The 20,694-nt window shown below is 57.2% G+C and carries 25 protein-coding genes; 17 read left to right on the top strand and 8 right to left on the bottom strand.

What is annotated here, in order from left to right; genetic code table 11:
* Positions 1–40 precede the first annotated feature (40 nt).
* From BLW10_RS04115 to BLW10_RS04060, 12 genes are all read left to right on the top strand, one after another.
* Entirely contained in the window at positions 41–403 is a 363-nt protein-coding gene (locus tag BLW10_RS04115) for a phasin family protein (RefSeq protein WP_091332528.1), read from the top strand.
* A 153-nt stretch (positions 404–556) separates the two neighbouring features.
* On the top strand, positions 557–1,297 hold the full coding sequence (gene phbB / locus BLW10_RS04110; RefSeq protein ID WP_091332527.1) for a beta-ketoacyl-ACP reductase: 741 nt from the start codon (positions 557–559) through the stop codon (positions 1,295–1,297).
* Between the two features lie 209 nt (positions 1,298–1,506).
* Positions 1,507–2,064, top strand: coding sequence for a Uma2 family endonuclease (locus BLW10_RS04105; RefSeq protein ID WP_091332526.1), 558 nt, complete (start codon positions 1,507–1,509; stop codon positions 2,062–2,064).
* 11 nt (positions 2,065–2,075) lie between these two features.
* Positions 2,076–2,828 (top strand): Nif3-like dinuclear metal center hexameric protein, encoded by a 753-nt coding sequence (locus tag BLW10_RS04100; RefSeq protein WP_091332525.1) that lies wholly within the window; start codon positions 2,076–2,078, stop codon positions 2,826–2,828.
* Positions 2,829–3,034: 206 nt separating this feature from the next.
* Positions 3,035–3,628, top strand: a complete 594-nt coding sequence (gene petA, locus BLW10_RS04095; RefSeq protein ID WP_091332547.1) for a ubiquinol-cytochrome c reductase iron-sulfur subunit — start codon at positions 3,035–3,037, stop codon at positions 3,626–3,628.
* Positions 3,628–4,872 carry a cytochrome b gene (locus tag BLW10_RS04090; protein WP_091332524.1) on the top strand — a complete coding sequence of 415 codons (1,245 nt, stop codon included), beginning with the start codon at positions 3,628–3,630 and terminating at the stop codon, positions 4,870–4,872. Before petA ends, BLW10_RS04090 begins: the two co-directional genes overlap by 1 nt.
* Entirely contained in the window at positions 4,869–5,603 is a 735-nt protein-coding gene (locus tag BLW10_RS04085) for a cytochrome c1 (RefSeq protein WP_091332523.1), read from the top strand. Before BLW10_RS04090 ends, BLW10_RS04085 begins: the two co-directional genes overlap by 4 nt.
* Positions 5,604–5,673: 70 nt before the next feature.
* A complete protein-coding gene (locus BLW10_RS04080) occupies positions 5,674–6,282 on the top strand; it encodes a glutathione S-transferase N-terminal domain-containing protein (RefSeq protein WP_091332522.1) in 609 nt (202 codons plus the stop codon).
* A complete protein-coding gene (locus BLW10_RS04075) occupies positions 6,279–6,779 on the top strand; it encodes a ClpXP protease specificity-enhancing factor (protein WP_091332521.1) in 501 nt (166 codons plus the stop codon). The genes BLW10_RS04080 and BLW10_RS04075 overlap by 4 nt, the downstream gene beginning before the upstream one ends.
* Entirely contained in the window at positions 6,776–7,306 is a 531-nt protein-coding gene (moaB, locus tag BLW10_RS04070; RefSeq protein WP_091332520.1) for a molybdenum cofactor biosynthesis protein B, read from the top strand. The genes BLW10_RS04075 and moaB overlap by 4 nt, the downstream gene beginning before the upstream one ends.
* Positions 7,303–8,559, top strand: a complete 1,257-nt coding sequence (locus BLW10_RS04065) for a molybdopterin molybdotransferase MoeA (protein WP_091332519.1) — start codon at positions 7,303–7,305, stop codon at positions 8,557–8,559. Before moaB ends, BLW10_RS04065 begins: the two co-directional genes overlap by 4 nt.
* A gap of 145 nt (positions 8,560–8,704) precedes the next feature.
* Positions 8,705–10,183 carry an oligosaccharide flippase family protein gene (locus BLW10_RS04060; RefSeq protein WP_091332518.1) on the top strand — a complete coding sequence of 493 codons (1,479 nt, stop codon included), beginning with the start codon at positions 8,705–8,707 and terminating at the stop codon, positions 10,181–10,183.
* A 39-nt stretch (positions 10,184–10,222) separates the two neighbouring features.
* On the opposite strand, the gene BLW10_RS04055 is transcribed toward BLW10_RS04060, so the two are convergent.
* Complete coding sequence (locus tag BLW10_RS04055) at positions 10,223–11,836, bottom strand: methyl-accepting chemotaxis protein (protein WP_245709079.1); 1,614 nt, start codon at positions 11,834–11,836, stop codon at positions 10,223–10,225.
* Between the two features lie 154 nt (positions 11,837–11,990).
* On the opposite strand from BLW10_RS04055, the gene BLW10_RS04050 reads away from it, so the two are divergent.
* Entirely contained in the window at positions 11,991–12,374 is a 384-nt protein-coding gene (locus BLW10_RS04050; RefSeq protein WP_091332516.1) for a DUF6394 family protein, read from the top strand.
* 85 nt (positions 12,375–12,459) lie between these two features.
* On the opposite strand, the gene BLW10_RS04045 is transcribed toward BLW10_RS04050, so the two are convergent.
* From BLW10_RS04045 to BLW10_RS04015, 7 genes are all read right to left on the bottom strand, one after another.
* Positions 12,460–13,119 carry an energy-coupling factor ABC transporter ATP-binding protein gene (locus BLW10_RS04045; RefSeq protein ID WP_245709078.1) on the bottom strand — a complete coding sequence of 220 codons (660 nt, stop codon included), beginning with the start codon at positions 13,117–13,119 and terminating at the stop codon, positions 12,460–12,462.
* 2 nt (positions 13,120–13,121) lie between these two features.
* A complete protein-coding gene (cbiQ, locus tag BLW10_RS04040) occupies positions 13,122–13,928 on the bottom strand; it encodes a cobalt ECF transporter T component CbiQ (RefSeq protein WP_245709077.1) in 807 nt (268 codons plus the stop codon).
* Entirely contained in the window at positions 13,925–14,440 is a 516-nt protein-coding gene (locus BLW10_RS04035) for a peptidase associated/transthyretin-like domain-containing protein (protein ID WP_091332514.1), read from the bottom strand. Before BLW10_RS04035 ends, cbiQ begins: the two co-directional genes overlap by 4 nt.
* Positions 14,433–15,053: a cobalt transporter CbiM gene (gene cbiM, locus BLW10_RS04030; RefSeq protein WP_091332513.1), complete on the bottom strand. Its 621-nt coding sequence runs from the start codon at positions 15,051–15,053 to the stop codon at positions 14,433–14,435. The genes BLW10_RS04035 and cbiM overlap by 8 nt, the downstream gene beginning before the upstream one ends.
* A 45-nt stretch (positions 15,054–15,098) precedes the next feature.
* Complete coding sequence (locus BLW10_RS04025; RefSeq protein WP_342707504.1) at positions 15,099–15,878, bottom strand: DUF4198 domain-containing protein; 780 nt, start codon at positions 15,876–15,878, stop codon at positions 15,099–15,101.
* 37 nt (positions 15,879–15,915) lie between these two features.
* Positions 15,916–16,257, bottom strand: a complete 342-nt coding sequence (locus tag BLW10_RS04020) for a prefoldin domain-containing protein (protein ID WP_091332512.1) — start codon at positions 16,255–16,257, stop codon at positions 15,916–15,918.
* 91 nt (positions 16,258–16,348) lie between these two features.
* On the bottom strand, positions 16,349–17,095 hold the full coding sequence (locus BLW10_RS04015; RefSeq protein WP_091332511.1) for a hypothetical protein: 747 nt from the start codon (positions 17,093–17,095) through the stop codon (positions 16,349–16,351).
* Between the two features lie 142 nt (positions 17,096–17,237).
* Here BLW10_RS04015 and BLW10_RS04010 point away from each other — a divergent pair, with 142 nt between their 5' ends.
* The 4 genes from BLW10_RS04010 to BLW10_RS03995 are packed head-to-tail and all read left to right on the top strand — an operon-like array spanning position 17,238 to position 20,662.
* Complete coding sequence (locus BLW10_RS04010) at positions 17,238–18,125, top strand: PHP domain-containing protein (RefSeq protein WP_091332510.1); 888 nt, start codon at positions 17,238–17,240, stop codon at positions 18,123–18,125.
* A gap of 5 nt (positions 18,126–18,130) precedes the next feature.
* Positions 18,131–18,754, top strand: coding sequence for an L-threonylcarbamoyladenylate synthase (locus BLW10_RS04005; protein WP_091332509.1), 624 nt, complete (start codon positions 18,131–18,133; stop codon positions 18,752–18,754).
* Positions 18,754–19,425, top strand: a complete 672-nt coding sequence (locus BLW10_RS04000) for a site-2 protease family protein (protein ID WP_091332508.1) — start codon at positions 18,754–18,756, stop codon at positions 19,423–19,425. Before BLW10_RS04005 ends, BLW10_RS04000 begins: the two co-directional genes overlap by 1 nt.
* Before the next feature lie 19 nt (positions 19,426–19,444).
* Positions 19,445–20,662, top strand: a complete 1,218-nt coding sequence (locus tag BLW10_RS03995) for a tryptophan--tRNA ligase (RefSeq protein WP_091332507.1) — start codon at positions 19,445–19,447, stop codon at positions 20,660–20,662.
* The last annotated feature ends 32 nt before the right edge of the window (positions 20,663–20,694 follow it).

Raw genomic sequence — 20,694 nt, 5'->3', positions numbered from 1 at the left:
AACATTGCTGCACTGCACAAACCTTCCGGAGACGACAAACATGAACACCACCGACAGCCTCAAGACCGTCAACGAGTGGACGAACAAGAACGTTGAGCGCATGACCAGCTTTGGTGAGCTGAACGTGCGTCTGTTCGAGAAGCTGGCCGCTCGCCAGATGGACGCGATGAACCTGTACATGGATCACAGTATGCGCCTGATGAAGCTGGCCACTGAGTCCAAAGGCTACAACGACCTGTTCAAGGGTCAGGTTGAAGCAACCAAAGAACTCAGCGAGCGCGTTATGGCCGAGAGCAAAGCTGGGATGCAGTTTTTCGGCGAAGCGCGTGACGACTACCGCGTTTGGGTCGAGAAGAACCTGAGCGAAGTCAGCGAAGACCTGCGCAAAAGCGTTGCTGTCTAAGCTATTTACAACTTGATCCTGCGATCCAGGGACGGATCGGCATTGGGTGTGCTTCTGGAATCAATCGGGAGCAGCCCCAATGTTTTTGAGCGGCATTTGTTGGCATTGATCGCACCTGCGCTCACCATATCCTAAAATGACTGGAGGAACCTCATGGCTCGTATCGCACTCGTCACCGGCGGCATCGGCGGCATCGGCACCGCAATCTGTACCCGTTTAGCCAAAGATGGCTGCACCGTTGTGGCGAACTGTCACCCGTCCGAAGCGGCTGCCGCTGCGGAGTGGAAGCAGGCTCGCGCTGCTGAGGGGTTTGACATCGCGGTCATCACCGCTGATGTGTCATCATTTGACGACAGCGCCCGCATGATTCAGGACATCACCGCTCAATTCGGCCCGGTTGATATTCTGGTTAACTGCGCTGGTATTACTCGTGACAAGACCTTCAAAAAGATGGAATTGGCGCAGTGGGAAGCGGTGATTAACGTCAATCTGAACAGCGTCTTTAATGTCACCCGTCAAGTGTGGGATGGCATGTTAGAGCGCGGCTTTGGACGGATTATCAATATCTCATCGGTTAACGGTCAGCGCGGTCAATTCGGTCAAGCGAATTATTCCGCCGCCAAAGCCGGTATGCACGGTTTTACAATGGCGCTGGCACAAGAAGGCGCATCAAAGGGCGTGACGGTGAATACCATTTCACCCGGCTATGTCGAAACAGCTATGACCCTAGCCATGAATGATGATGTGCGCAATAGCATCATCAGCGGCATTCCGATGCGCCGCATGGCCCAGCCGGATGAAATCGCAGCGGCGATTGCATTTTTGGCCAGCGATGAAAGCAGCTATCTGACCGGCGCTAATTTGCCAGTCAATGGCGGTCTGTTCATGCACTAATTGCGCGATCCAGTCGGGCGTAACAATTCTAATCATTAAGCACTGACTAAGCCCGACTGCTTAGGATCGTACTGAGTCCTCCTCGTCTCTCTCATCATGAGACGTTTATAGCCCGGCACCCCGCCGGGCTTTTTTTTCGGGTTTTCGGTAGAATCAAACGCGCCGCGCTCGTCATCCCCAGTCAATGCAGCGATACCGGAGCGATACCGATGGAAGCGTTCAAGTTTAAAACCCTCGACGATTTGCTCGATGATCCCAGCGGACAGGCCGAATTGATTGATGGTGAAATCGTCCAGCGACCGATGGCGCGGATGGAACATGGCTTGGCGCAACACCGAACCTCGGTCGAACTCGGCCCGTTCGATCATCCGTCCGGCCCCGGCGGTTGGTGGATTGCCACCGAAGTCAGCGTCCACTACGCGATGCACCAATGCCCGACGCACGATCTTGCCGGGTGGCGCAAAGAACGCTTGCCAGAACGGCCGCGTGGTGTGTTCAATGTGATTCCAGATTGGGTGTGCGAGATTGTCTCGCCCGGACATGAACGCAAGGATACATTCACACTGTTTACGCTGTTAATGCGCCACCGCGTCCCGTATTACTGGCTGCTGTGGCCGGAAGATCGCACGCTGATTGCATGGGAACTCGATGGCGACAGCTATCGCACGCTGGCCAATCTCACCCTGACCGACGACGCGCCAGTCAAGCAGCGCATCCCGCCCTTTACTGAGCTGGAAATCGACTTCAGCTACATTCTCAGCGCCTGAGCCGAGCAATCATGCTGCCGATTCATGCCCTGATCGACTATTGTGACACGCTGCTCGACGCGGCGCGGTTTAAGGATTACGCGCCAAATGGCTTACAGGTTGAGGGCGAACGCCCTGTCAAGCGGCTGATTTCGGGTGTCACCGCCAGCGCGGCGCTGCTCGACGCGGCGATTGCCGAACGCGCTGATGCCATCTTGGTGCATCACGGTTGGTTCTGGAACAACGAACATCCCTGCTTAACGGGCATTAAAGGCCGTCGCGCAAGGACATTGCTCAGGGCGGGCACCAGTCTCATCGCGTATCATCTGCCACTCGATGCCCATCCCGAACTGGGCAACAATGCCCAACTGGCGCGTCGGCTCGATTTCGTTGCAGCGGAACCAACGTCCCTAGCCAACGGTCTGGTGTGGGTTGGGCGTTTGGCCGAACCGTTGACACCCACCGCCTTTGCCGAGCACGTCTCACAGCGATTGGCACGTCCGGCGCAGCGCGTTGGGCGCGAAACCGGCGTCATCGAGCGCGTGGCCTGGTGTACGGGCGGCGGTCAAGGCTATCTCGAAGCCGCTGCCGGTCTTGGTGTCGATGCGTTTTTGAGCGGAGAGCTTTCCGAACAAACCACGCATCAGGCCCGCGAGCTGGATCTGTGTTATCTGGCCGCCGGCCATCACGCCACCGAACGCTACGGGGTTCAAGCACTGGGCGCACATCTGGCCGCGCAGTTTGGGCTATGGCATCGGTTCGTCGAGATCGACAACCCAGCGTGACAGGCACCCGTCGCGGTGCCGGTGAGGATGGCTGTATTCGCTCTGTCCTTGACCAATCCCGCTGAAATCACGGAGAATGCGCGGTCGATTTTGCATCGATCGTCTGATTCTCAACTTTTCCACCTGAAGTTTCATCCAAGCTGCGTGAGGCTTCGCCTATGGGCTTGCCGTGGGCGGTGCTCGCATCAGCCGGGGGATATTGGCCTATGAGCGCGCAAGGCGTGAACAAAATGAGGCGACGAGTGCTCGTTGCCGCGACTAGCGTGGTTGGTGCCGCTGGCGCTGGCTACGCGCTCGTCCCGTTCGTCGCATCGATGAATCCGAGTGCCCGGGCGCGGGCGGCCGGTGCACCGGTCGAGGCGGACATCAGTAAGCTGGAGCCGGGTGCGCTGTTGCGCGTCAAGTGGCGCGGCAAGCCAGTCTGGGTAGTGCATCGCTCACCTGAGATGCTGGCAGCACTTTCCAGCAACGACCCCAAGCTGGTCGATCCCACCTCCGAGGTGCCCCAGCAGCCGGCGTATTGCAAGAACCCGACGCGCTCGATCAAGCCCGAGTATCTGGTTGCCATCGGTATCTGCACCCATCTCGGTTGTTCGCCGACCTATCGTCCCGAGTTTGGCCCCGAAGATTTGGGTGCTGACTGGAAGGGCGGTTTCCACTGTCCGTGCCACGGCTCGCGGTTCGATTTAGCAGCGCGTGTATTTAAAAATGTTCCCGCGCCGACTAACCTGGTGATCCCGAAGCACGCTTATCTCAACGACACCACCATCCTCATTGGTGAGGATCGAGGGAGCGCCTGATGAGTGCTGAAAAAACCGAAAACCTCAGTTGGATCGATAAGCGATTCCCGCTCTCGGAGACCTGGCGTAACCATCTCTCCGAATACTATGCCCCGAAGAATCTGAATTTTTGGTCGTTCTTCGGCTCGCTGGCGATTTTGACGCTGGTGATTCAGATCGTTACCGGCATCTGGCTGGCAATGAGCTACAAACCCGATGCAACCCTAGCGTTTGCCTCGGTTGAGTACATCATGCGGGATGTCGATTGGGGCTGGTTGATTCGCTATATGCACTCGACCGGTGCCTCGATGTTCTTTATCGTCATCTATTTGCACATGTTCCGGGGACTGCTGTGGGGGTCATACCGCAAGCCGCGTGAACTGTTGTGGATGATCGGTGTGGTCATCTATCTGGTGATGATGGCAACGGCCTTCTTTGGCTATCTGCTGCCCTGGGGTCAGATGTCCTATTGGGGCGCTCAGGTGATTGTCAACCTGTTCGCAGCCGTGCCGGTTGTCGGTGACGATCTGTCGGTCTGGGTGCGTGGTGACTATGTCATCTCCGATGCGACCCTAAATCGCTTCTTTGCCTTCCACTTCCTGCTGCCATTCCTGCTCGTCGGACTGGTGTTCCTGCATATTGTCGCGCTGCATCATGTCGGCTCGAATAATCCAGATGGCATCGAAATTAAAGCTGGCCCAAAAGGGAACCGCTGGAGCGACAAGGCGCCGGCTGATGGTATCCCCTTCCATCCCTATTACACGGTTAAAGATCTGATGGGCGTGGTCGTCTTTTTGGCGATCTTCAGCTACATCATGTTTTTTAATCCGACGATGGGCGGCATGTTCCTTGAAGCGCCGAACTTCCAGCCGGCTAACCCGATGCTGACGCCGCCACATATTGCGCCGGTGTGGTACTTCACGCCGTTTTACGCCATGTTGCGGGCAGTGCCGCCGATGTACGGTTCGCAGTTTCCGGGCGTGGTGGTGATGTTCGCAGCGATTTTGATTCTGTTCGTGCTGCCTTGGCTCGACCGCAGCCCCGTGAAGTCGATGCGCTACAAGGGGCCGATCTTCAAGATCGCAACGGCGATCTTCGTCGTGTCCTTCGTCGCACTGGCGTGGCTCGGCATTCAGCCGGCCTCTGACCTCTATACCCTGCTGTCGCAGATCTTCACCGTGCTGTATTTCGCCTATTTCTTGTTAATGCCGATCTACAGTTCGCTGGATCAGACCAAGCCCGTTCCAGAGAGGGTGACATCATGAGAAAGTTGATTCTAGCCACCCTGTTGCTGCTCGGGCCGACAACGCTGCTGGCGGCTGGCGGTGGCGTGCATCTGGAACAGGCCAATATCGATCTGCGTGATCAAGCCTCGTTGCAGCGCGGTGCCAAGTACTTCATGAATTACTGCTCCGGCTGTCATACCCTGAAGTACATGCGCTACAACCGCTTGGCCAAAGATCTGGGCATCGACGAGATCACCCTGCGTCAGAATCTGATCTTCGGTGATGCCAAGCCGGGCGATCTCATCACCAATGCACTGCGGCCAGAAGATGGCGAAAAGTGGTTTGGTGCAGCGGTGCCGGATCTGACGCTGGAAGCGCGTTTGCGCTCGCCGGATTGGATCTATACCTATCTCAAGAGCTTCTATGTCGATGACACGCGGCCCTATGGCGTCAACAACGTCATCTTCCCGCTGGTCGGGATGCCGCATGTGCTGGGCAATTTGCAGGGGCGTCAAGAAGCGGTCATGGAACCGGCGCACGATCCGGGCGCTGAACCAACCATCAAGGGTGTGAAGCTGGTCAAGCAGGGATCGCTGTCGCCGCAGGAATACGACACAATGGTGCGTGACATCACCAACTTCCTGACCTATGTTGGCGAGCCGGCGCAGCTTGAGCGCGAGCGTCTTGGGCGCTACGTGCTGCTATTCCTCGGCTTCCTCTTCATCTTGGCGTACATGCTCAAGAAAGAGTATTGGAAAGACGTTCATTAATTGAACACTACGGCGGCGACCTGATTGCGGGTCGCCGCACTTGTTTTCTGCTTGATAATCGGTGCAACCGATGACTCTCTATTCCGACCCTACCTGCCCCTATTGCCATCGGGTCAGAATGGTTCTGGCCGAAAAAGGCATTGCTGTCGAAGTCGTCGATGTCGATGCCCAGGCTCTGCCCGGTGAGGTGCTCGACGCCAATCCGTATGCAACGGTGCCGACCTTTATTGATCGTGATCTGCGGCTGTATGAATCGCGGATCATTATGGAATATCTCGACGAACGCTTTCCGCATCCGCCATTACTGCCAGTCGATCCCGTTTCGCGGGCGAGTGCGCGACTATTCATGTATCGCATTGATCGTGATTGGTATGCGCTCATGGGGCGCATTCTGCATGGCAATGGGGATGAAGTTGAGCAAGCGCGTAAAGAATTGCGCGAGAGTTTAATTGTGACCGCTCCGGTCTTTGCGGCACATACGTTTTTTATGAGCGAGGAATTCTCGCTGGTTGATTGCTGTGTTGCGCCGCTGTTGTGGCGGTTGCCAGTGCTTGGTATTGAGCTACCGAAACAAGCCGATCCGATCCGTATTTATATGAAGCGGATTTTTACTTGGGATGCATTCCGGCTGAGTTTGACTGAAGCGGAAAGAGAAATGATTACGGATTTACGGCGATGAGCGACGCCATCGATGAAATGACTTCCAGCAAGCCCTATTTGGTGCGCGGGATCTATGAATGGATTTTGGATAATCAGATGACGCCACATTTAGTCGTCGATGCTGATTTTCCCGATGCGCGGGTGCCGATGGAGTTTGTCGCCGATGGTCGCATCGTGCTCAATATTGCGTTGGGCGCGGTGCGGGGGCTGTTAATCGGGAACGAGTGGACGGAATTTAGCGCCCGTTTTGGGGGCGTAGCGCGTGAGGTGTTATTTCCGACTGAAGCGGTTGTCGGTATTTTTACCCGCGAAAATGGGCAGGGGATGGTGTTCCCTGATCCGGTTTATCCTGAAACGACGACCCCGGCAGCGCGGACACCGGCGGCAGCATCCGGCCCGCGTTTGGCAGTGTTGCCGACAACCGCGCCGACCGGAACTGATGACACGCCCTCTCCGGCACCGAATCGCCCAAAAGGGAAAAAGAAGGGTGCGCCGACGCTAAAAGTTGTGAAATGAACACCCATTTCACTGAACAGCCGTTCCGCCCGCTGCGCTTGGCGATTCTGACCGTCTCTGACAGCCGCGACGCTTCCCGCGATACTTCCGGCCAATTCTTGTGCGACAGCGCCACCGCTGCCGGACATGCGATCCTCGCCCGCGAGATTGTCCGCGATGATGTCTACCAACTACGGGCCATCGTCTCGCGCTGGATCGCCGATCCTGAAATCGAGGTCATCTTGAGCACTGGCGGTACCGGCGTCACCGGACGCGACAGCACGCCCGAAGCCATCATGCCGCTGCTGGATAAACAGGTCGAAGGGTTTGGCGAATTATTCCGGCAGGTGTCATATGCCGAGATTGGCGCGTCAACGCTCCAATCACGCAGCTTCGGCGGACTGGCCAACGGCACCTTTATCTTCTGTCTCCCCGGCTCAACCGGAGCCTGTCGCACGGCTTGGGAACATATCCTTGCACCGCAACTCGACATCCGTACTCGCCCCTGCAATTTCGCTCAACTCATTCCGCGTTTGCTCGAACAATGATTGCTCAATCCAACACCTGTGCGCCGGATTCCCCGCGTTGCAAAACCCTGACCAAAGCTCAGGCCATTGCTTTTCTAACAGCGCGTGTTGCGCGGATCACCGACACTGAAACGTTGGCGCTGGATGCGGCACTTGGGCACGTGCTCGCCGAACCCGTTATCAGCGCCATCGACGTGCCCGGCTGGGATAACAGCGCGATGGACGGTTACGCGATCCGTCATGCCGATCTTGCCGCGCACGCTGGACAGTTGCCGGTCGCCCAGCGCATCGCCGCCGGTGCCGTCGGCACACCACTCGCCTCGGGCACGGCGGCGCGGATTTTCACCGGCGCACCCGTGCCCGAGGGCGCGGATACCGTCGTCGTGCAGGAAGTGTGCGAAGCGTCCGCCGGAGCGGTGCGGATTCCGCTCGACGTGAAAGCCGGAGCCAATGTACGCCGCGTTGGTGAAGATATTCGCGCTGGCGCTGAGGTCATCGCCGCCGGAACCCTGCTCACGCCCGCGCATCTGGGGCTGGCGGCATCGGTCGGGGTCGCGCAATTGGTGGTACGGCGGCGGCTGCGCGTGGCGCTGCTATCAAGCGGGGATGAACTGGCGCTGCCCGGTCAGCCGCTCGGCGCAGGTCAGATTTACAACTCTAACCGCTTCGTGTTGCTGGGATTATTGCAAGGCTGGGGCTGTGAAGTCGTCGATCTTGGGATTGTCGCCGATGATCTTGAATCGACCGTCGCGGCGCTTGCACGCGGAGCGCGTGAGGCGGATTTAATGATCGCCAGCGGTGGGGTTTCGGTCGGCGAGGAAGACCACATCAAACCCGCCGTCGAGCGGCTCGGGCGGTTGGAACTGCATCAGGTGAACATCCGCCCCGGCAAGCCGCTGGCCTTTGGTGAAGTCGCAGGCACGCCGTTGCTCGGCTGCCCGGGCAATCCGGTGTCGCTGTTCGTTACAGCGGTGCTGTTTGCTCGACCGCTGATTCGCACTTTGCAGGGTGTAGCGGGTGAGGTGGACATACGCCCGCTGTCTGTGCGTGCTGGGTTTGATTGGCCGCGCCCCGATAAACGACTTGAATTTCAGCGTGCACGTTTAGAGCGCAGCGCGGATGGTGAACTTGAAGCGGTGGTGTATCCCAGTCGCTCCTCGGCGGTATTGTCCTCGGTCGCTTGGGCGGATGGGCTGGTGCAGCTTCAGCCGGGGCGCGTGATTGAGCGCGGCGACTGGGTTGAGTTTTTGCCGTTTTGTGAATTGATGGGCTGAGTCGCGCCCCATTCACGCATTAACATAGGTTGTGGGCTGCAATGCCGTTGGGACTGCGCCACGCAACGTCAACTCTCCATCTGGCACAGACGCAAGCTACCATCCGCCTTTCCCGGCAACCGCCCCGCACTCGCCCCCACACACCTTGAACCCACTCAAACGCCTTGCCTCGCAGACCGCTATCTATGGGGTCAGTAGCGTACTCGGACGCTTTCTGAACTACCTGCTGGTGCCGGTGCTGACCTATAGCTTTGCCCCGGCTGAATACGGCGTCGTCGCTGAATTCTACGCCTACATGGGATTTTTAGCGGTGCTGCTGGCCTTCGGGCTGGAAACCGGCTATTTCCGTTTTCGCGCTGGCGGTGAATGGCAACCTGAGACCGTTTACGGGACAGTGCTGTGGTTTCTTGTGCTGGTTAATCTATTGTATTTACTCGCATTTTGGCTGGGACGCGAGCCGCTTGCATTACTGTTGCGTCATGCTGACCATCCGGAATATATCATCTGGTGCGCGGCGATTTTGGTCTGTGATTCAATTGGTGCGTTGGCATTTGCGCGGCTACGGGCTGAAGAACGCGCCGCTCGCTTTGCGACGGTTAAGTTCATTGAAATCGGCGCAAATATCGGCTTAACCCTGCTGTTTATTGTCGTAGCGCGTCAGGCATATACAGCGGATCCGCAGTCTGTACTCGGTCAATTATGGAATCCAGCAATTGGCATCGGCTATGTCTTTCTCGCTAATCTCGCCGCGAGTGCCTTAAAACTGCTGCTGCTCACACCGCAGTTTATCAGTGGATTCGGTGCATTTAATGTTGCGCTGTTTCAAAAACTGATGCGTTATTCATTGCCAATGGTTATTATCGGGCTGGCCGGCATTGTCAATGAAATGCTCGACCGTGCCGCGCTCAAATATTTACTGCCCTATGATGACGCGACTAATCTGGCACAACTTGGAATTTACAGCGCCTGCTATAAACTCTCGATTTTGATGTCATTATTTATTCAAGCATTTCGCTATGCCGGTGAGCCATTCTTTTTTAATTATGCCAAACAACATGACGCCGGACGTACCTATGCAATTGTGCTCAATGGCTTTGTGATCGCCTGTGTATTTTTATTCTTGCTGGTAACATTGTATCTGGATGTTTTTCAATATTTTGTCGGCGCTGACTATCGCGTCGGGCTGGGCGTGGTACCGGTGTTATTGCTCGCCAATTTATTGCTTGGCGTGTATGTTAATTTGTCGATTTGGTACAAACTCACCGACCGCACGCTATTAGGCGCGGGGGTATCGCTGATTGGCGCGGCGATCACGCTGGGGCTACTCTGGTGGTGGGTGCCGCTGTACGGCTATCAGGGTGCGGCCTGGGCGCATCTGGTGTGCTATGCGGCGATGGTGGGGCTGTCGTATGGCTTGGGGCGGCGTTACTATCCGGTGCCCTATGATGTCGGGCGCGTGCTGGGCTATATCCTGTTTGGAGTCGCGCTCTATCTCGGCAGCCGCTGGCTGGTTACGGTGCTGGGATGGCACGCACTGGCAGCGGGAACACTGGGCATGGCGCTCTTTATGGCGCTGGTTGGATTAGAACTCTGGCGCTGGCAGGTGGCGCGGCGCACGCGGTAAGCGACAACCTAAGAACAGCAAGTCGGCGCAGATCATCGCTCATATTTTATATTGATTAACCACACCCATTAGCTTACCGGCCAGATCTTCTAGGTGACCAGTCGCCCGCACCACTTCATCGGTACTCTGGAGCGTATCGAGTGATAAATGCCGGATACTTTCAACATTGCGGTTCATTTCTTCGACAACGGCGCGTTGTTCTTCTGCTGCTGTGGCGATTTGATCGCTCATGTCATTGATGCGCTCAACCGATTGGGTGATTTCAGTTAGGGATTGATCGGTTTCATTGGCCAGCATGACGCTTTGTTCGGCTTGATCGCGGCCACGCTTCATCATTGACACGGCAGTGCGAGAACCTTGCTGTAAACGGGCAATGAGATCTTGAATTTCTTGGGTCGATTGCTGGGTGCGTTGTGCTAAAGCTCGCACTTCATCGGCCACCACGGCAAAGCCGCGCCCTTGTTCACCAGCGCGGGCAGCTTCAATTGCGGCATTGAGCGCCAGCAAATTCGTTTGTCCGGCAATACTGCGAATGACATCGAGGATTTTGCCGATATTGTCGGATTCGACTTCAAGCTGATGAATCGTTTCGGCGGCTTGCCCGACGCCATCGGCGAGTTCGCGAATGCCATCAACGCTGTAATGCACGACTTGTCGCCCTTCGCGTGCCTTGTGGCTGGCTTGATGGGCGGCATCGGCGGCGGCAGTGGTGTTATTGGCGACCTCGGAGACGGTGGCCGACATCTCGTTCATCGCGGTGGCGACCATATCGGTTTCCTGATGTTGCTGCTCCATCAGGCCATGCGTGGAGTTGGAGGCATGGGACAGTTGCGCAGCGGCGGCGGCGACCCCGCTGGCTGATTCTTGAATATGGCCCATGACGGTTGCCAGCCGCGCTTGTAACATCTTGACCGATTGCAAAATTTCGGCAGTTTCATTATTGCCGCTGACTTGAATCGATGAGGATAGATCGCCAGCGGCGATCTTTTTGGCCACGCGCACCGCCTCGCCAATCTGCTTAAAAATCGCGTGCGCACTCACCTGCGCCAGCACGATGCCGACCACCAATGCGCCCACGCCCACCCAGAGATTGCCGAGCCAACCGGCGAGCATGGCACCTAGCCCGACGATACTAAACGCGCCGCTTAACCACACGGCATGGCTAAATTCGGGAATCAGCGGGCGCGGCAGTTCTTCCAAATTGCGTTCGCGCACCCGTTCGTAGAGCCGTTCAGCGGCTTCGATCTGAGCGCGAGTTGGGCGCGTGCGCACCGACTGATAGCCGACCAGTGTGGCCCCTTCGTAGACCGGCGTGACATAGGCATCAACCCAGTAGTGATCGCCGTTTTTGCAGCGATTTTTCACTGTCCCGCGCCAGGGTTTGCCCTTTTTGACCGTATCCCAGAGATTTTTAAACGCCGCCGGCGGCATGTCCGGGTGACGGATGACATTATGGTTGACGCCAACCAGCTCGGACTCATCGAAGCCACTGATCTCGATAAAGGGCTTGTTGCAATAGGTAATAATGCCCTTGGTATCTGTGGTAGAAACGATGATCCAAGACTCGGGATAGTCATGTTCGTGTTGCGTGACCGGCAGATTGATCTTCATGGATGCGAGGGCGCGGCTGGGCGTTGACGTATGAACGGGCATGTTAGCGCAATGACGCGCCTATCGTTAATCCAATGGCGCGGGCCAGGCGGTGTTTGTCCGGCCCGTGCGGGGCGCAAAGCCGTGCAGCAGTTTACAATGCCGCACGGCTTATCCCCGCCTGATCTTTTAGCTTATCGACCATATCCGCATTGCCATGAATCCAGAAAAGGTTATTTTCGGCTTTTTTATCGTCCTTGCCTTGACGCTGAACTTTGGGTTTTTCGTCGGCGAGATCGACAATCCTGACCATCATCACGTTTGGGAGCTGTTTTTTGTGGTGGTCGTGAATCTGATTGCTACGGTGCTGAAATTCGGCGACCGCACGCAGATGGGCGCGGTGCTGTTGGCAACGAGTCTGGTGGCGATGCTGCAACTGCTGGCCGCGTCGCTGATCTGGACGATTGCCGTTCATGCCACTGACAGCGGTCTGACCCCATCGGTGATGGCGAGCATTGTGTCGCTCTCCGGTGGCGCAATGATCGCCAATGTCATTTCGGTGGTGCTGTTGGTGATTGAAACCGTGTTGCTGCGGCGCTGAGTGGTGATGATGAGACAGGATTAACAGGATTGATTCTGGTCGCGAAGCTCCAGCTTTGTGACCCAAAAAATGATGATCAAAAACGTCAATGCGCCACTGTTCCACCCGCCAACCGCACCGCCCGCGTCGCCAACTGCGCCAAAAATGGCCCATCATGCGACACCAACAGCATCGTTTGCTCCAGCGTGGCTAAATATGCCGTCAGCCGCGCCGCTGTCGCGTCATCTAAGCCGGTCGTCGGCTCATCGAGCAATAACACCTCGGGGCGCATCGCCAGCACAGTTGCTAAGGCCACTAACCGCTTTTCACCGGCGGATAGCCGATAGGTGACGCGCTCGGCAAATTCACGCAAGCCCAATGTTTCCAATGTTGCGAGCGCATCGGCGCGGGCCTGCTGCGGTGAGCGGCCCAGATTCAGCGGCCCAAATGCGACATCTTCCAACGCCGTCGGGCAGAACAGTTGATCGTCTGCATCCTGAAACAACAGCCCCACCCGCGCCCGCACATCATAAAAATCCGCTTCACACATCCGCACACGCCCAAAAGCGATGATCTGACCGGCGCTCGGACGTTTCAGACCGACAAGCAGATGCAGCAGCGTGGTTTTGCCCGCGCCATTTGCGCCGATGAGTGCCACACGCTCGCCCGGATATACCTGAAAATCCAGCTCATGCAGCACGCGCTGGCCGTGATAGTCAAAGCTGACGCGCTGGAGTTCGAGCAGTGGGGCGATCATTGGGGTCATCGTCACAGCATCGCACCGAGCGCCTGAACATCCGCGTGCTGATCGAACCACAGCAGCCCACCGAGTAACAGCAACCAGCCCAGCGCCGCGAGCGAATCTGCTGTTCGCCACGTCGGGGTATCCAGCCGATAAAACCGGCCACGAAAGCCGCGACAGCGCATCGCTTCGAGTAGCCGTTCAGCACGGGCAAAACTGCGTACCAGCAGCATTCCGATCAACCAGCCATAGGTACGCCATGTCTGCCAATCCGTGCGCGGCACAAAAGCACGCGCCCGCAGCGCCTGCCGCAAGCGGATGGATTCGGCATCAATAAGATGAATCTGGCGGATGGTTAGCAGCAGTAACTGCGTCAAGCGGTGCGGAACGCCGAGCCGCCCGAGTGCTTGGGCAAAGGCCAGCGGATCGAGGGTGCCAACCAGAATCGTGAGGGTCAGCATCACCGCCGTTGCTTTGCACAGAATCAAGAGGGCCAGATCGCGGCCCGCTGTGCTGGCGCTGAGGCTGCCAAGCGTGAACCATGATGTGCCCGGCGTGGTGAACGGGAGCGTGAGCAGCATGATGAGCAAAAATCCGGTCAGCGCCAGCAGTCGTCGCGCCAGAGCGCGGGCGTCGAGCCGTGCCGCGACCGTCAAGCCGAGCGCCAGCGCCAATGCCGCGCCGCTGCTGCTGAGTTGATTGAGACTGACCACCACCAGCGCAAACAGCCCAGCGGCAAGCAAGCGCAGACGCGGATCGTGCGCCAGCAGCCAGTCAGCGCCACGCAGCGGCGGCAGTGGCGTCGCGGGCGGCGTTGGTACAGTCGTGGTCACGCTGCCCGATCCGCTCGTCGCCGACCGCGCCACCACAGCAGCAGGCCGGTTAGTCCGAAAATGTAGCCGATTCCGCCCAATACATCGCGGAAGCGAATGCGCTCGCATTCGGCCGCTATTTCAGCCGCTGCTGGACACGCGCCAGCCGATGTAGATGTAGACGCAGACGGCGCGGTTTCGCTCACAGCGGTCAGTGTCCAGTGCGCAACATGACCATCGCCGGTGCGGGCGATCAGTTGATAAGACAATGGCGCATGCATTGGGGTCAGTATCTGGTAGGCAAACTGCCCGCTGGCGTCGGGCGTGAGTTCAGCGAGCACCTGACCGGCCGCATCCTGCACGCGAATCTCTGCCCCGCTTGCGCCCGCGCCGCCGACAAAATAGACGCGCCCGCGAATCCAATCACCCTCAGTCTGGGCAAAGAGTTTCAGCTTATGCGCCAGCGCGGTCTGACTGACTAAAACCAATCCCAGCGCCACCACCAGCGCCGTCCCCGATAACGGCTTAATCATGTCGCATCTGACCGAGCGCCAGCATGTCGGGCGCGACGCGCTGCAAAAACCCGATAATCGTCGCCGTAATCAGCCCCTCAACCAGCGCCAGCGGCGGATACGTTAGCAACAGCACTTGCGCCGCTGGGCGGAAGGGTTCGCCGCTGGCAGCTAAGGTTGCAGCGACTAACACACCCGTGAGCATCACGCCAAGCACACCGGCGCTAAATCCGACAATTGGCCAGTGTGCTGGACGTAAATAAGGGCGCACTAGGCGCACGCCACCAGCGCACATCAGCGCCGGAAGTGCCAGATTGAGCGCATTGACGCCTAGCACCAGCGGCCCGCCAAAGCCAAAAAATGCCGCTTGCAGTGCCAGCGCGACCACAATTGCCGGTACCGCTGTCCAGCCCAGCAGCAGCCCCATCAGCCCATTGAGCAGCAGATGCACGCTGGTTGGCCCAAGCGGGACGCTGATCAGCGATGCGACAAACAGCGCCGAGGCCAGCACCGCCGCACGCGGCAGCGCGACATCGTCAAGACGCCGCAGTGCGACCGTCAACAGCGCGGTCGTGATGAGCGCACCAGCACTCAGTACCGGCGCGGAGAGGACACCTTCGGGGATATGCGCCAAGCGGAAAACCTCAAGCCGTCGTGGAGCGGGACATCAGCCAAAACATCAGCGCATCTCCCGCGTGCGCACCCACATCACTGCGCCGAGTTCGACCGGAACCGCGACCCCAGCGGGATTAGTCATGGGTTGCTCGCCGTCGAGCAGCGCGGCAAAGCCCCACCACCCAGCACGCGGCATCGCATAGGCAAACACGCCCTGCGCATCGGTTTTGATGACCTGCGTGACAAAGGCATCGGCGGGCGCGGTCAGCGAGCCATCGTTGCGCCATTCGACCTCGACCTCAGCAAAAGGGACAGGTTGCCCATTGCGCAGCACCAGACCGCGAAACAGATTCCCCGTCCACAGACCATAGGGACGGGTCAGCGGCTGAATCTCAACCGGAAAGCCGACCGACGCATCCCAGCCACCGCCGCCGCTAAAACCATCGACCACGACTTTCGTGTAATGCACGATCATCACCCCCTCGGCTGGCTCCCAATAGGGCGCGGGTTCAATAAAAAAGACATGATCGCCCGGCTGTTGCAACGGATAGCTGGCGCGGTACGCGGCTTGGCCCGATTCCAGACGCGGGATCAAGCTGGCGCGTAAATCTTGGCGTCCATGCGGTGTTAAGACGCCGAACTGCACCGGCTGACCCATCGGCATCACCGGGCCGCGCTCCATCGGATGCGTAAACGCTAGATCGAGCGTCAACATGCTGCTGCCAGCATCCGTGACCAATTCTGTAGACGGGATGAGTTCTTGAAAATGCGCCGCACTCGTCAGCGACACAGCGAGCGCCAGCCATAGGCTGTGGCGGAACCGCAAAATCTGGTGCATAAACATGATGATTAGATAGATGCAGTGGGTTCAGGTGAGCGATTCAATCGGTCGGAAGATCGAGCGTGATCCGACCATGCTGGACATCAAGGCGCAGACGTTCGATCTGATCGCCGAGATCGCGCAGAGTATTGATCTGGGTGCGCAAATAGTCGATTTCCTCTTGCAGACGCATTGTGCTCTGCGCCCGCTCGCGGCGCGAACGCAGATCGCTGAGGGCTTCCTTGAGTTCTTTCGATCCCTGATCGTTACGCACAAAGGTTTGCGGAATCACCGCACGCGGGATGTCAACCGGCGCATCCGGTTTATTGCCATAAACGCGATCTAAAATCGCATCGAGATCGCTGTCGAATTGTGGGCGATTGGTTTGGAATGGTTTGGCCATGATGTAAGCTGCTCCGAATGAGTTGCCGGCTTGCAGCTACCAGCGACCAGCCAGAATAGATAGCTGAATTGCTGGCGGCTGAAAGCTGACTTCAATGCAACCGCTGCTCGGTACTCCAAGTCTCAAAATACCGCTGCATCACCGCTCGCGCTGGCGGCGGATAATCGCCTGCTTCCATCTGTCCAATGCCTTCGCGGAAAAAACTCGGCGCTTCTTCGGGCAGATGCTCAACGATCGTCTGAAATGCCGTTTCCATCAGCGTCGGTTGACGGGTGCGCGTGGCGACAATGGCACGATTGATGAGCAGCACCCGCCACGGGCGTTTTGGGTGATCGCGCTCCCATTCTAGCGCCCGTTCGATGCCAATAGCGTCCATAATCTCGCTCATCAGGCCGTAGAGTTCGATCAGCGCCTCGGATTGACGCAGACTATTAGCCAAATGCGCTAACGCATTGACCACCGGTTCTGGATGGCTCAATTCACAGCCGCGCCTGAGCATCCAGACACTCAGCGGCAGCGCCAGTCGTTCTAACGCCTGCGCCTGTGTGGGCCGCTGTAACCGCTGGGCCAGCTCAGTCAGTTGTACAATCAACCGCAAACCGTGTTCTAACATCCGCTCTGGATCGGAGCCGGTGGTCTGCTGAATCTGGCGCGTAAACTCAGGGCCTGAAGTCTCATCAGCAGCGTAGAGGATGTCGAGCAGCGTGTTCAGCCCAGCACAAAGCGTGCGCGGCGTCGGGGCCAGCGGTTCCGGCCACTCGTCACTGACGTGTTGGAGTTCCTCGCCGAGTTCAGTGAGACATTGGGCGATATAGCCGATGTCAATTGGTGGCAGCATAGGATTTTCGCCTGAACGTCGCGGTGACCGCCTAAAACAGCGACCGCAAGATGCACAAAGCATAGCAATCGCGGCCAGATTCGTCTTGCATCAGCACATGCCGAGCGCGAGGTCTGATGTGAAATTCGGTTAAACTAGCGCGATGCAACCGCCCCCCGATCTGCACACCCATTCGACCGCCTCCGACGGCACCCTCACGCCGACCGCACTGGTGCAGCGAGCGGCAGCGGCTGGGGTGCAGATGCTGGCCCTCACCGATCACGATAACACCGATGGTCTCGCTGAAGCGGCACAGGCCGCGACTGAAGTCGGGCTGACAGTCGTGCCTGGGGTCGAGATTTCCGTCACCTGGAATACGCTGACTGTACACATTGTCGGGCTAAGACTCGATCCCAACAACCCCGCCTTACAACTCGGCTTGGCGCGACTGATGGATTTTCGCGCTTGGCGTGCTGAAGAAATCGGGCGGCGGTTGGCGCAACACGGCATCGCCGATGCCTATGCTGGTGCGCGGGCGCTGGCCTCAGGACGCTTGATCGGACGCACACATTTTGCTCGCTTTCTGGTCAAACAGCGCCGCGCCCCTGATACCACCGCCGTGTTTCGGCAGTTTCTCACCCGAGGCAAACCCGGCCATGTGCCGGGCGATTGGGCCAGTCTCGAAGCGGCGCTCGGCTGGATTCACGCCGCCGGCGGCCAAGCCGTAGTCGCCCATCCCGCCCGCTACGGATTGACGCGCACCCGTATGCAGCGCCTGCTGGGTGAATTTCGGGAATTGGGCGGCGTCGGCGTCGAGGTTGTCAGCGGCAGCCACAGCCGCGACGAGGCGCAAACCTTCGCCCGTCACGCCCGCGAGCAACAGCTATGGGCGGCGACTGGCTCTGATTATCATGGCCCCGAAAATCCTTGGATTGAACTCGGTCGGCTCTCGCCACTGCCCGAGGGCTGTATTCCCATTTGGCGCGACTGGCCTGAATATCATGCGGCCAAATCCCGAATGGTTGGCGGTTCATCTACCGAAGTGTATTAAGTGTCATGGCGCAGTTTTTTCAAATTCATCCCGACAATCCCCAGTCGCGTTTAATTCGGCGTGCGGTCGAAATTTTACTTGAAGGCGGCGTGATTGTTTATCCAACGGATTCATCCTATGCACTCGGCTGTCAACTCGGCGAAAAATCCGCAATGGAGCGGATTCGCCGCATTCGGCGGCTTGATGATAAGCACAATTTTACGCTGGTCTGCCGCGATCTCTCCGAAATTGCCACCTATGCCAAAATCAATGATCAAGCCTACCGGATGCTAAAATCACTCACGCCCGGCGCCTATACCTTTATTCACGAAGCAACTAAACAGGTGCCGCGTCGCTTATTGCATCCGCGTCGCAAAGCAATTGGCTTGCGCGTGCCGAATAATGCCATTTGTCACGCCCTGCTTGCTGAACTCGATCAACCGATTTTAAGCACCACGCTGATTTTACCCGAGCACACCGAACCGCTCACCGATCCCTATGACATGCGCGAACTGCTCGATAAGCAGGTTGATTTAATTATTGACGGCGGTTTTTGCGGCTTAGAGCCAACGACTGTGATTGATATGATCGCCGAACCACCAACATTAGTGCGACGCGGCAAGGGTAATGCAACCCTATTTGAAGAATAATGGACACATTCACCGAATTACAACTATTCGCTTTATTCGCCGTGCCAGTGCTGTTGGCAATTACCGTACATGAAGCCGCACATGGCTGGGTCGCGCATCAACTCGGCGATCACACCGCGCACCAACGCGGGCGCGTGACCTTTAATCCACTGCGACATATTGATTTAATCGGTACGCTCCTGATTCCGGCGCTCACTTTTTTCTTTGCCGGTCTGCTATTCGGCTGGGCGAAACCCGTGCCGGTCAATGCCCGCAATTTACATCATCCGCGCCGTGATATGGCAGTGGTCGCGCTTGCCGGGCCAGGATCGAATCTATTGATGGCCGCGCTTTGGGGATTCGGCATTCAAGCTGGTTTATTGCTCGATCCCGTTAATCATTGGTTCGCAGTGCCGCTGATTTATAGCGGTGCCGCCGGAGTATTGATTAACGTATTTTTAATGGTCTTGAATTTAGTGCCGCTGCTGCCGCTCGATGGTGGGCGCGTGCTTAATTCATTCCTGCCGCCGCGTTTAGCGGCTATTTTTTCACGGCTCGAACCCTTCGGCTTACTGATTCTGCTGTTATTATTCGTCAGCGGTTTACTCAGTTCCGTTTTATTACCGCTGGTGCGCTGGACAATCGAGTTATTACCGGGCAGCCGCATCGTTATCGATTTATTTTTCGTTTAATACGCGAGGTCATCGACCCTTGACTGTTGTTTCACATCATCAGGCGCGTGTACTTTCAGGTATGCGTCCAACCGGGCGGCTGCATCTTGGCCATTATCATGGCGTGCTCAAGAATTGGCTACACTTGCAGCATGAATATGACTGTTTTTTCTTTGTCGCCGATTGGCACGCGCTCACCACGCATTACGAAGATCCGACACAAATTCCCGCCAGCACCCGCGAAATGGTGATTGATTGGCTGGCGGCTGGCGTTGATCCTAAGTCCGCGACAATTTTTGTGCAATCACAGGTTCCCGAACACGCCGAACTGCATTTATTGCTGTCGATGATGACGCCGCTCGGTTGGTTAGAGCGCGTGCCGACCTATAAAGATCAGCAAGACAAGCTTAAAGAACGCGATTTAGCAACCTATGGTTTTCTCGGCTATCCGCTGCTCCAGAGTGCCGATATTCTCGTTTATAAAGCGGCACAGGTGCCGGTTGGTGAAGATCAGGTTGCCCATGTTGAATTAACCCGTGAAGTGGCGCGGCGCTTTAATCATTTATTTGGCCGCGAGCCGGATTTTGCGCTTAAAGCGGAGGACGCCAAAAAGAAACTCGGCAAAAAGAACGCCAAGCTATTTGATGAATGCAAGCGCCGTTATCAAGAGCAAGGCGATCAGGCCGCATTAGAACAGGGTCGCGCATTACTCGATAGTCAAAGCCAAATCAGTCAAACCGAACGCGAGCGGTTATTCGGCGATCTTGAAGGCAGCGGACGGATTATTTTGCCTGAACCGCAGGCGTTATTGACCAAAGCATCAAAAATGCCTGGGATAGATGGGCAAAAGATGTCTAAGTCTTATAATAATACGCTGTCATTGCGTGATTCACCTGCTGAAGTTGAAAAAGTCTTGCGTACTATGCCGACTGATCCAGCGCGGGTGCGGCGCACTGATCCGGGTGATCCTGATAAATGTCCAGTGTGGCCATTCCATCAGGTTTATTCAGATGCGACGGTGCATGATTGGGTACAACAGGGTTGTCGCTCGGCGGGAATTGGTTGTTTAGAATGCAAACGGCCAATTATTGATGCGGTGTTGGCAGAATTAACGCCGATTCAGGAACGCGCCCGTGATTATGAAGCCCAACCGGAATTAGTTCGCCAAATTCTTCGCGACGGCGGCGAGCGAGCACGCGCTATAGCAGGCGAAACACTCGCCGAGGTGCGGCAGGCAATGTCATTGGGAATCAATTGAGCGGCGTGCGAGCTTGAGTGATTTGAGCGATC

Source organism: Allochromatium warmingii (genome assembly GCF_900107145.1).
Classification (GTDB): domain Bacteria; phylum Pseudomonadota; class Gammaproteobacteria; order Chromatiales; family Chromatiaceae; genus Thermochromatium; species Thermochromatium warmingii.
This window is presented reverse-complemented; position numbering and strand designations above follow the sequence as displayed.

Bases quoted from the DNA above. Each gene is read 5' to 3' on its own strand.
- BLW10_RS04115 (WP_091332528.1), top strand. From the start codon at position 41: ATGAACACCACCGACAGCCTCAAGACCGTCAACGAGTGGACGAACAAG.
- phbB (WP_091332527.1), top strand. From the start codon at position 557: ATGGCTCGTATCGCACTCGTCACCGGCGGCATCGGCGGCATCGGCACC.
- BLW10_RS04105 (WP_091332526.1), top strand. From the start codon at position 1,507: ATGGAAGCGTTCAAGTTTAAAACCCTCGACGATTTGCTCGATGATCCC.
- BLW10_RS04100 (WP_091332525.1), top strand. From the start codon at position 2,076: ATGCTGCCGATTCATGCCCTGATCGACTATTGTGACACGCTGCTCGAC.
- petA (WP_091332547.1), top strand. From the start codon at position 3,035: ATGAGCGCGCAAGGCGTGAACAAAATGAGGCGACGAGTGCTCGTTGCC.
- BLW10_RS04090 (WP_091332524.1), top strand. From the start codon at position 3,628: ATGAGTGCTGAAAAAACCGAAAACCTCAGTTGGATCGATAAGCGATTC.
- BLW10_RS04085 (WP_091332523.1), top strand. From the start codon at position 4,869: ATGAGAAAGTTGATTCTAGCCACCCTGTTGCTGCTCGGGCCGACAACG.
- BLW10_RS04080 (WP_091332522.1), top strand. From the start codon at position 5,674: ATGACTCTCTATTCCGACCCTACCTGCCCCTATTGCCATCGGGTCAGA.
- BLW10_RS04075 (WP_091332521.1), top strand. From the start codon at position 6,279: ATGAGCGACGCCATCGATGAAATGACTTCCAGCAAGCCCTATTTGGTG.
- moaB (WP_091332520.1), top strand. From the start codon at position 6,776: ATGAACACCCATTTCACTGAACAGCCGTTCCGCCCGCTGCGCTTGGCG.
- BLW10_RS04065 (WP_091332519.1), top strand. From the start codon at position 7,303: ATGATTGCTCAATCCAACACCTGTGCGCCGGATTCCCCGCGTTGCAAA.
- BLW10_RS04055 (WP_245709079.1), bottom strand. From the start codon at position 11,836: ATGCCCGTTCATACGTCAACGCCCAGCCGCGCCCTCGCATCCATGAAG.
- BLW10_RS04050 (WP_091332516.1), top strand. From the start codon at position 11,991: ATGAATCCAGAAAAGGTTATTTTCGGCTTTTTTATCGTCCTTGCCTTG.
- BLW10_RS04045 (WP_245709078.1), bottom strand. From the start codon at position 13,119: ATGACCCCAATGATCGCCCCACTGCTCGAACTCCAGCGCGTCAGCTTT.
- BLW10_RS04035 (WP_091332514.1), bottom strand. From the start codon at position 14,440: ATGATTAAGCCGTTATCGGGGACGGCGCTGGTGGTGGCGCTGGGATTG.
- BLW10_RS04025 (WP_342707504.1), bottom strand. From the start codon at position 15,878: ATGTTTATGCACCAGATTTTGCGGTTCCGCCACAGCCTATGGCTGGCG.
- BLW10_RS04020 (WP_091332512.1), bottom strand. From the start codon at position 16,257: ATGGCCAAACCATTCCAAACCAATCGCCCACAATTCGACAGCGATCTC.
- BLW10_RS04015 (WP_091332511.1), bottom strand. From the start codon at position 17,095: ATGCTGCCACCAATTGACATCGGCTATATCGCCCAATGTCTCACTGAA.
- BLW10_RS04010 (WP_091332510.1), top strand. From the start codon at position 17,238: ATGCAACCGCCCCCCGATCTGCACACCCATTCGACCGCCTCCGACGGC.
- BLW10_RS04005 (WP_091332509.1), top strand. From the start codon at position 18,131: ATGGCGCAGTTTTTTCAAATTCATCCCGACAATCCCCAGTCGCGTTTA.
- BLW10_RS04000 (WP_091332508.1), top strand. From the start codon at position 18,754: ATGGACACATTCACCGAATTACAACTATTCGCTTTATTCGCCGTGCCA.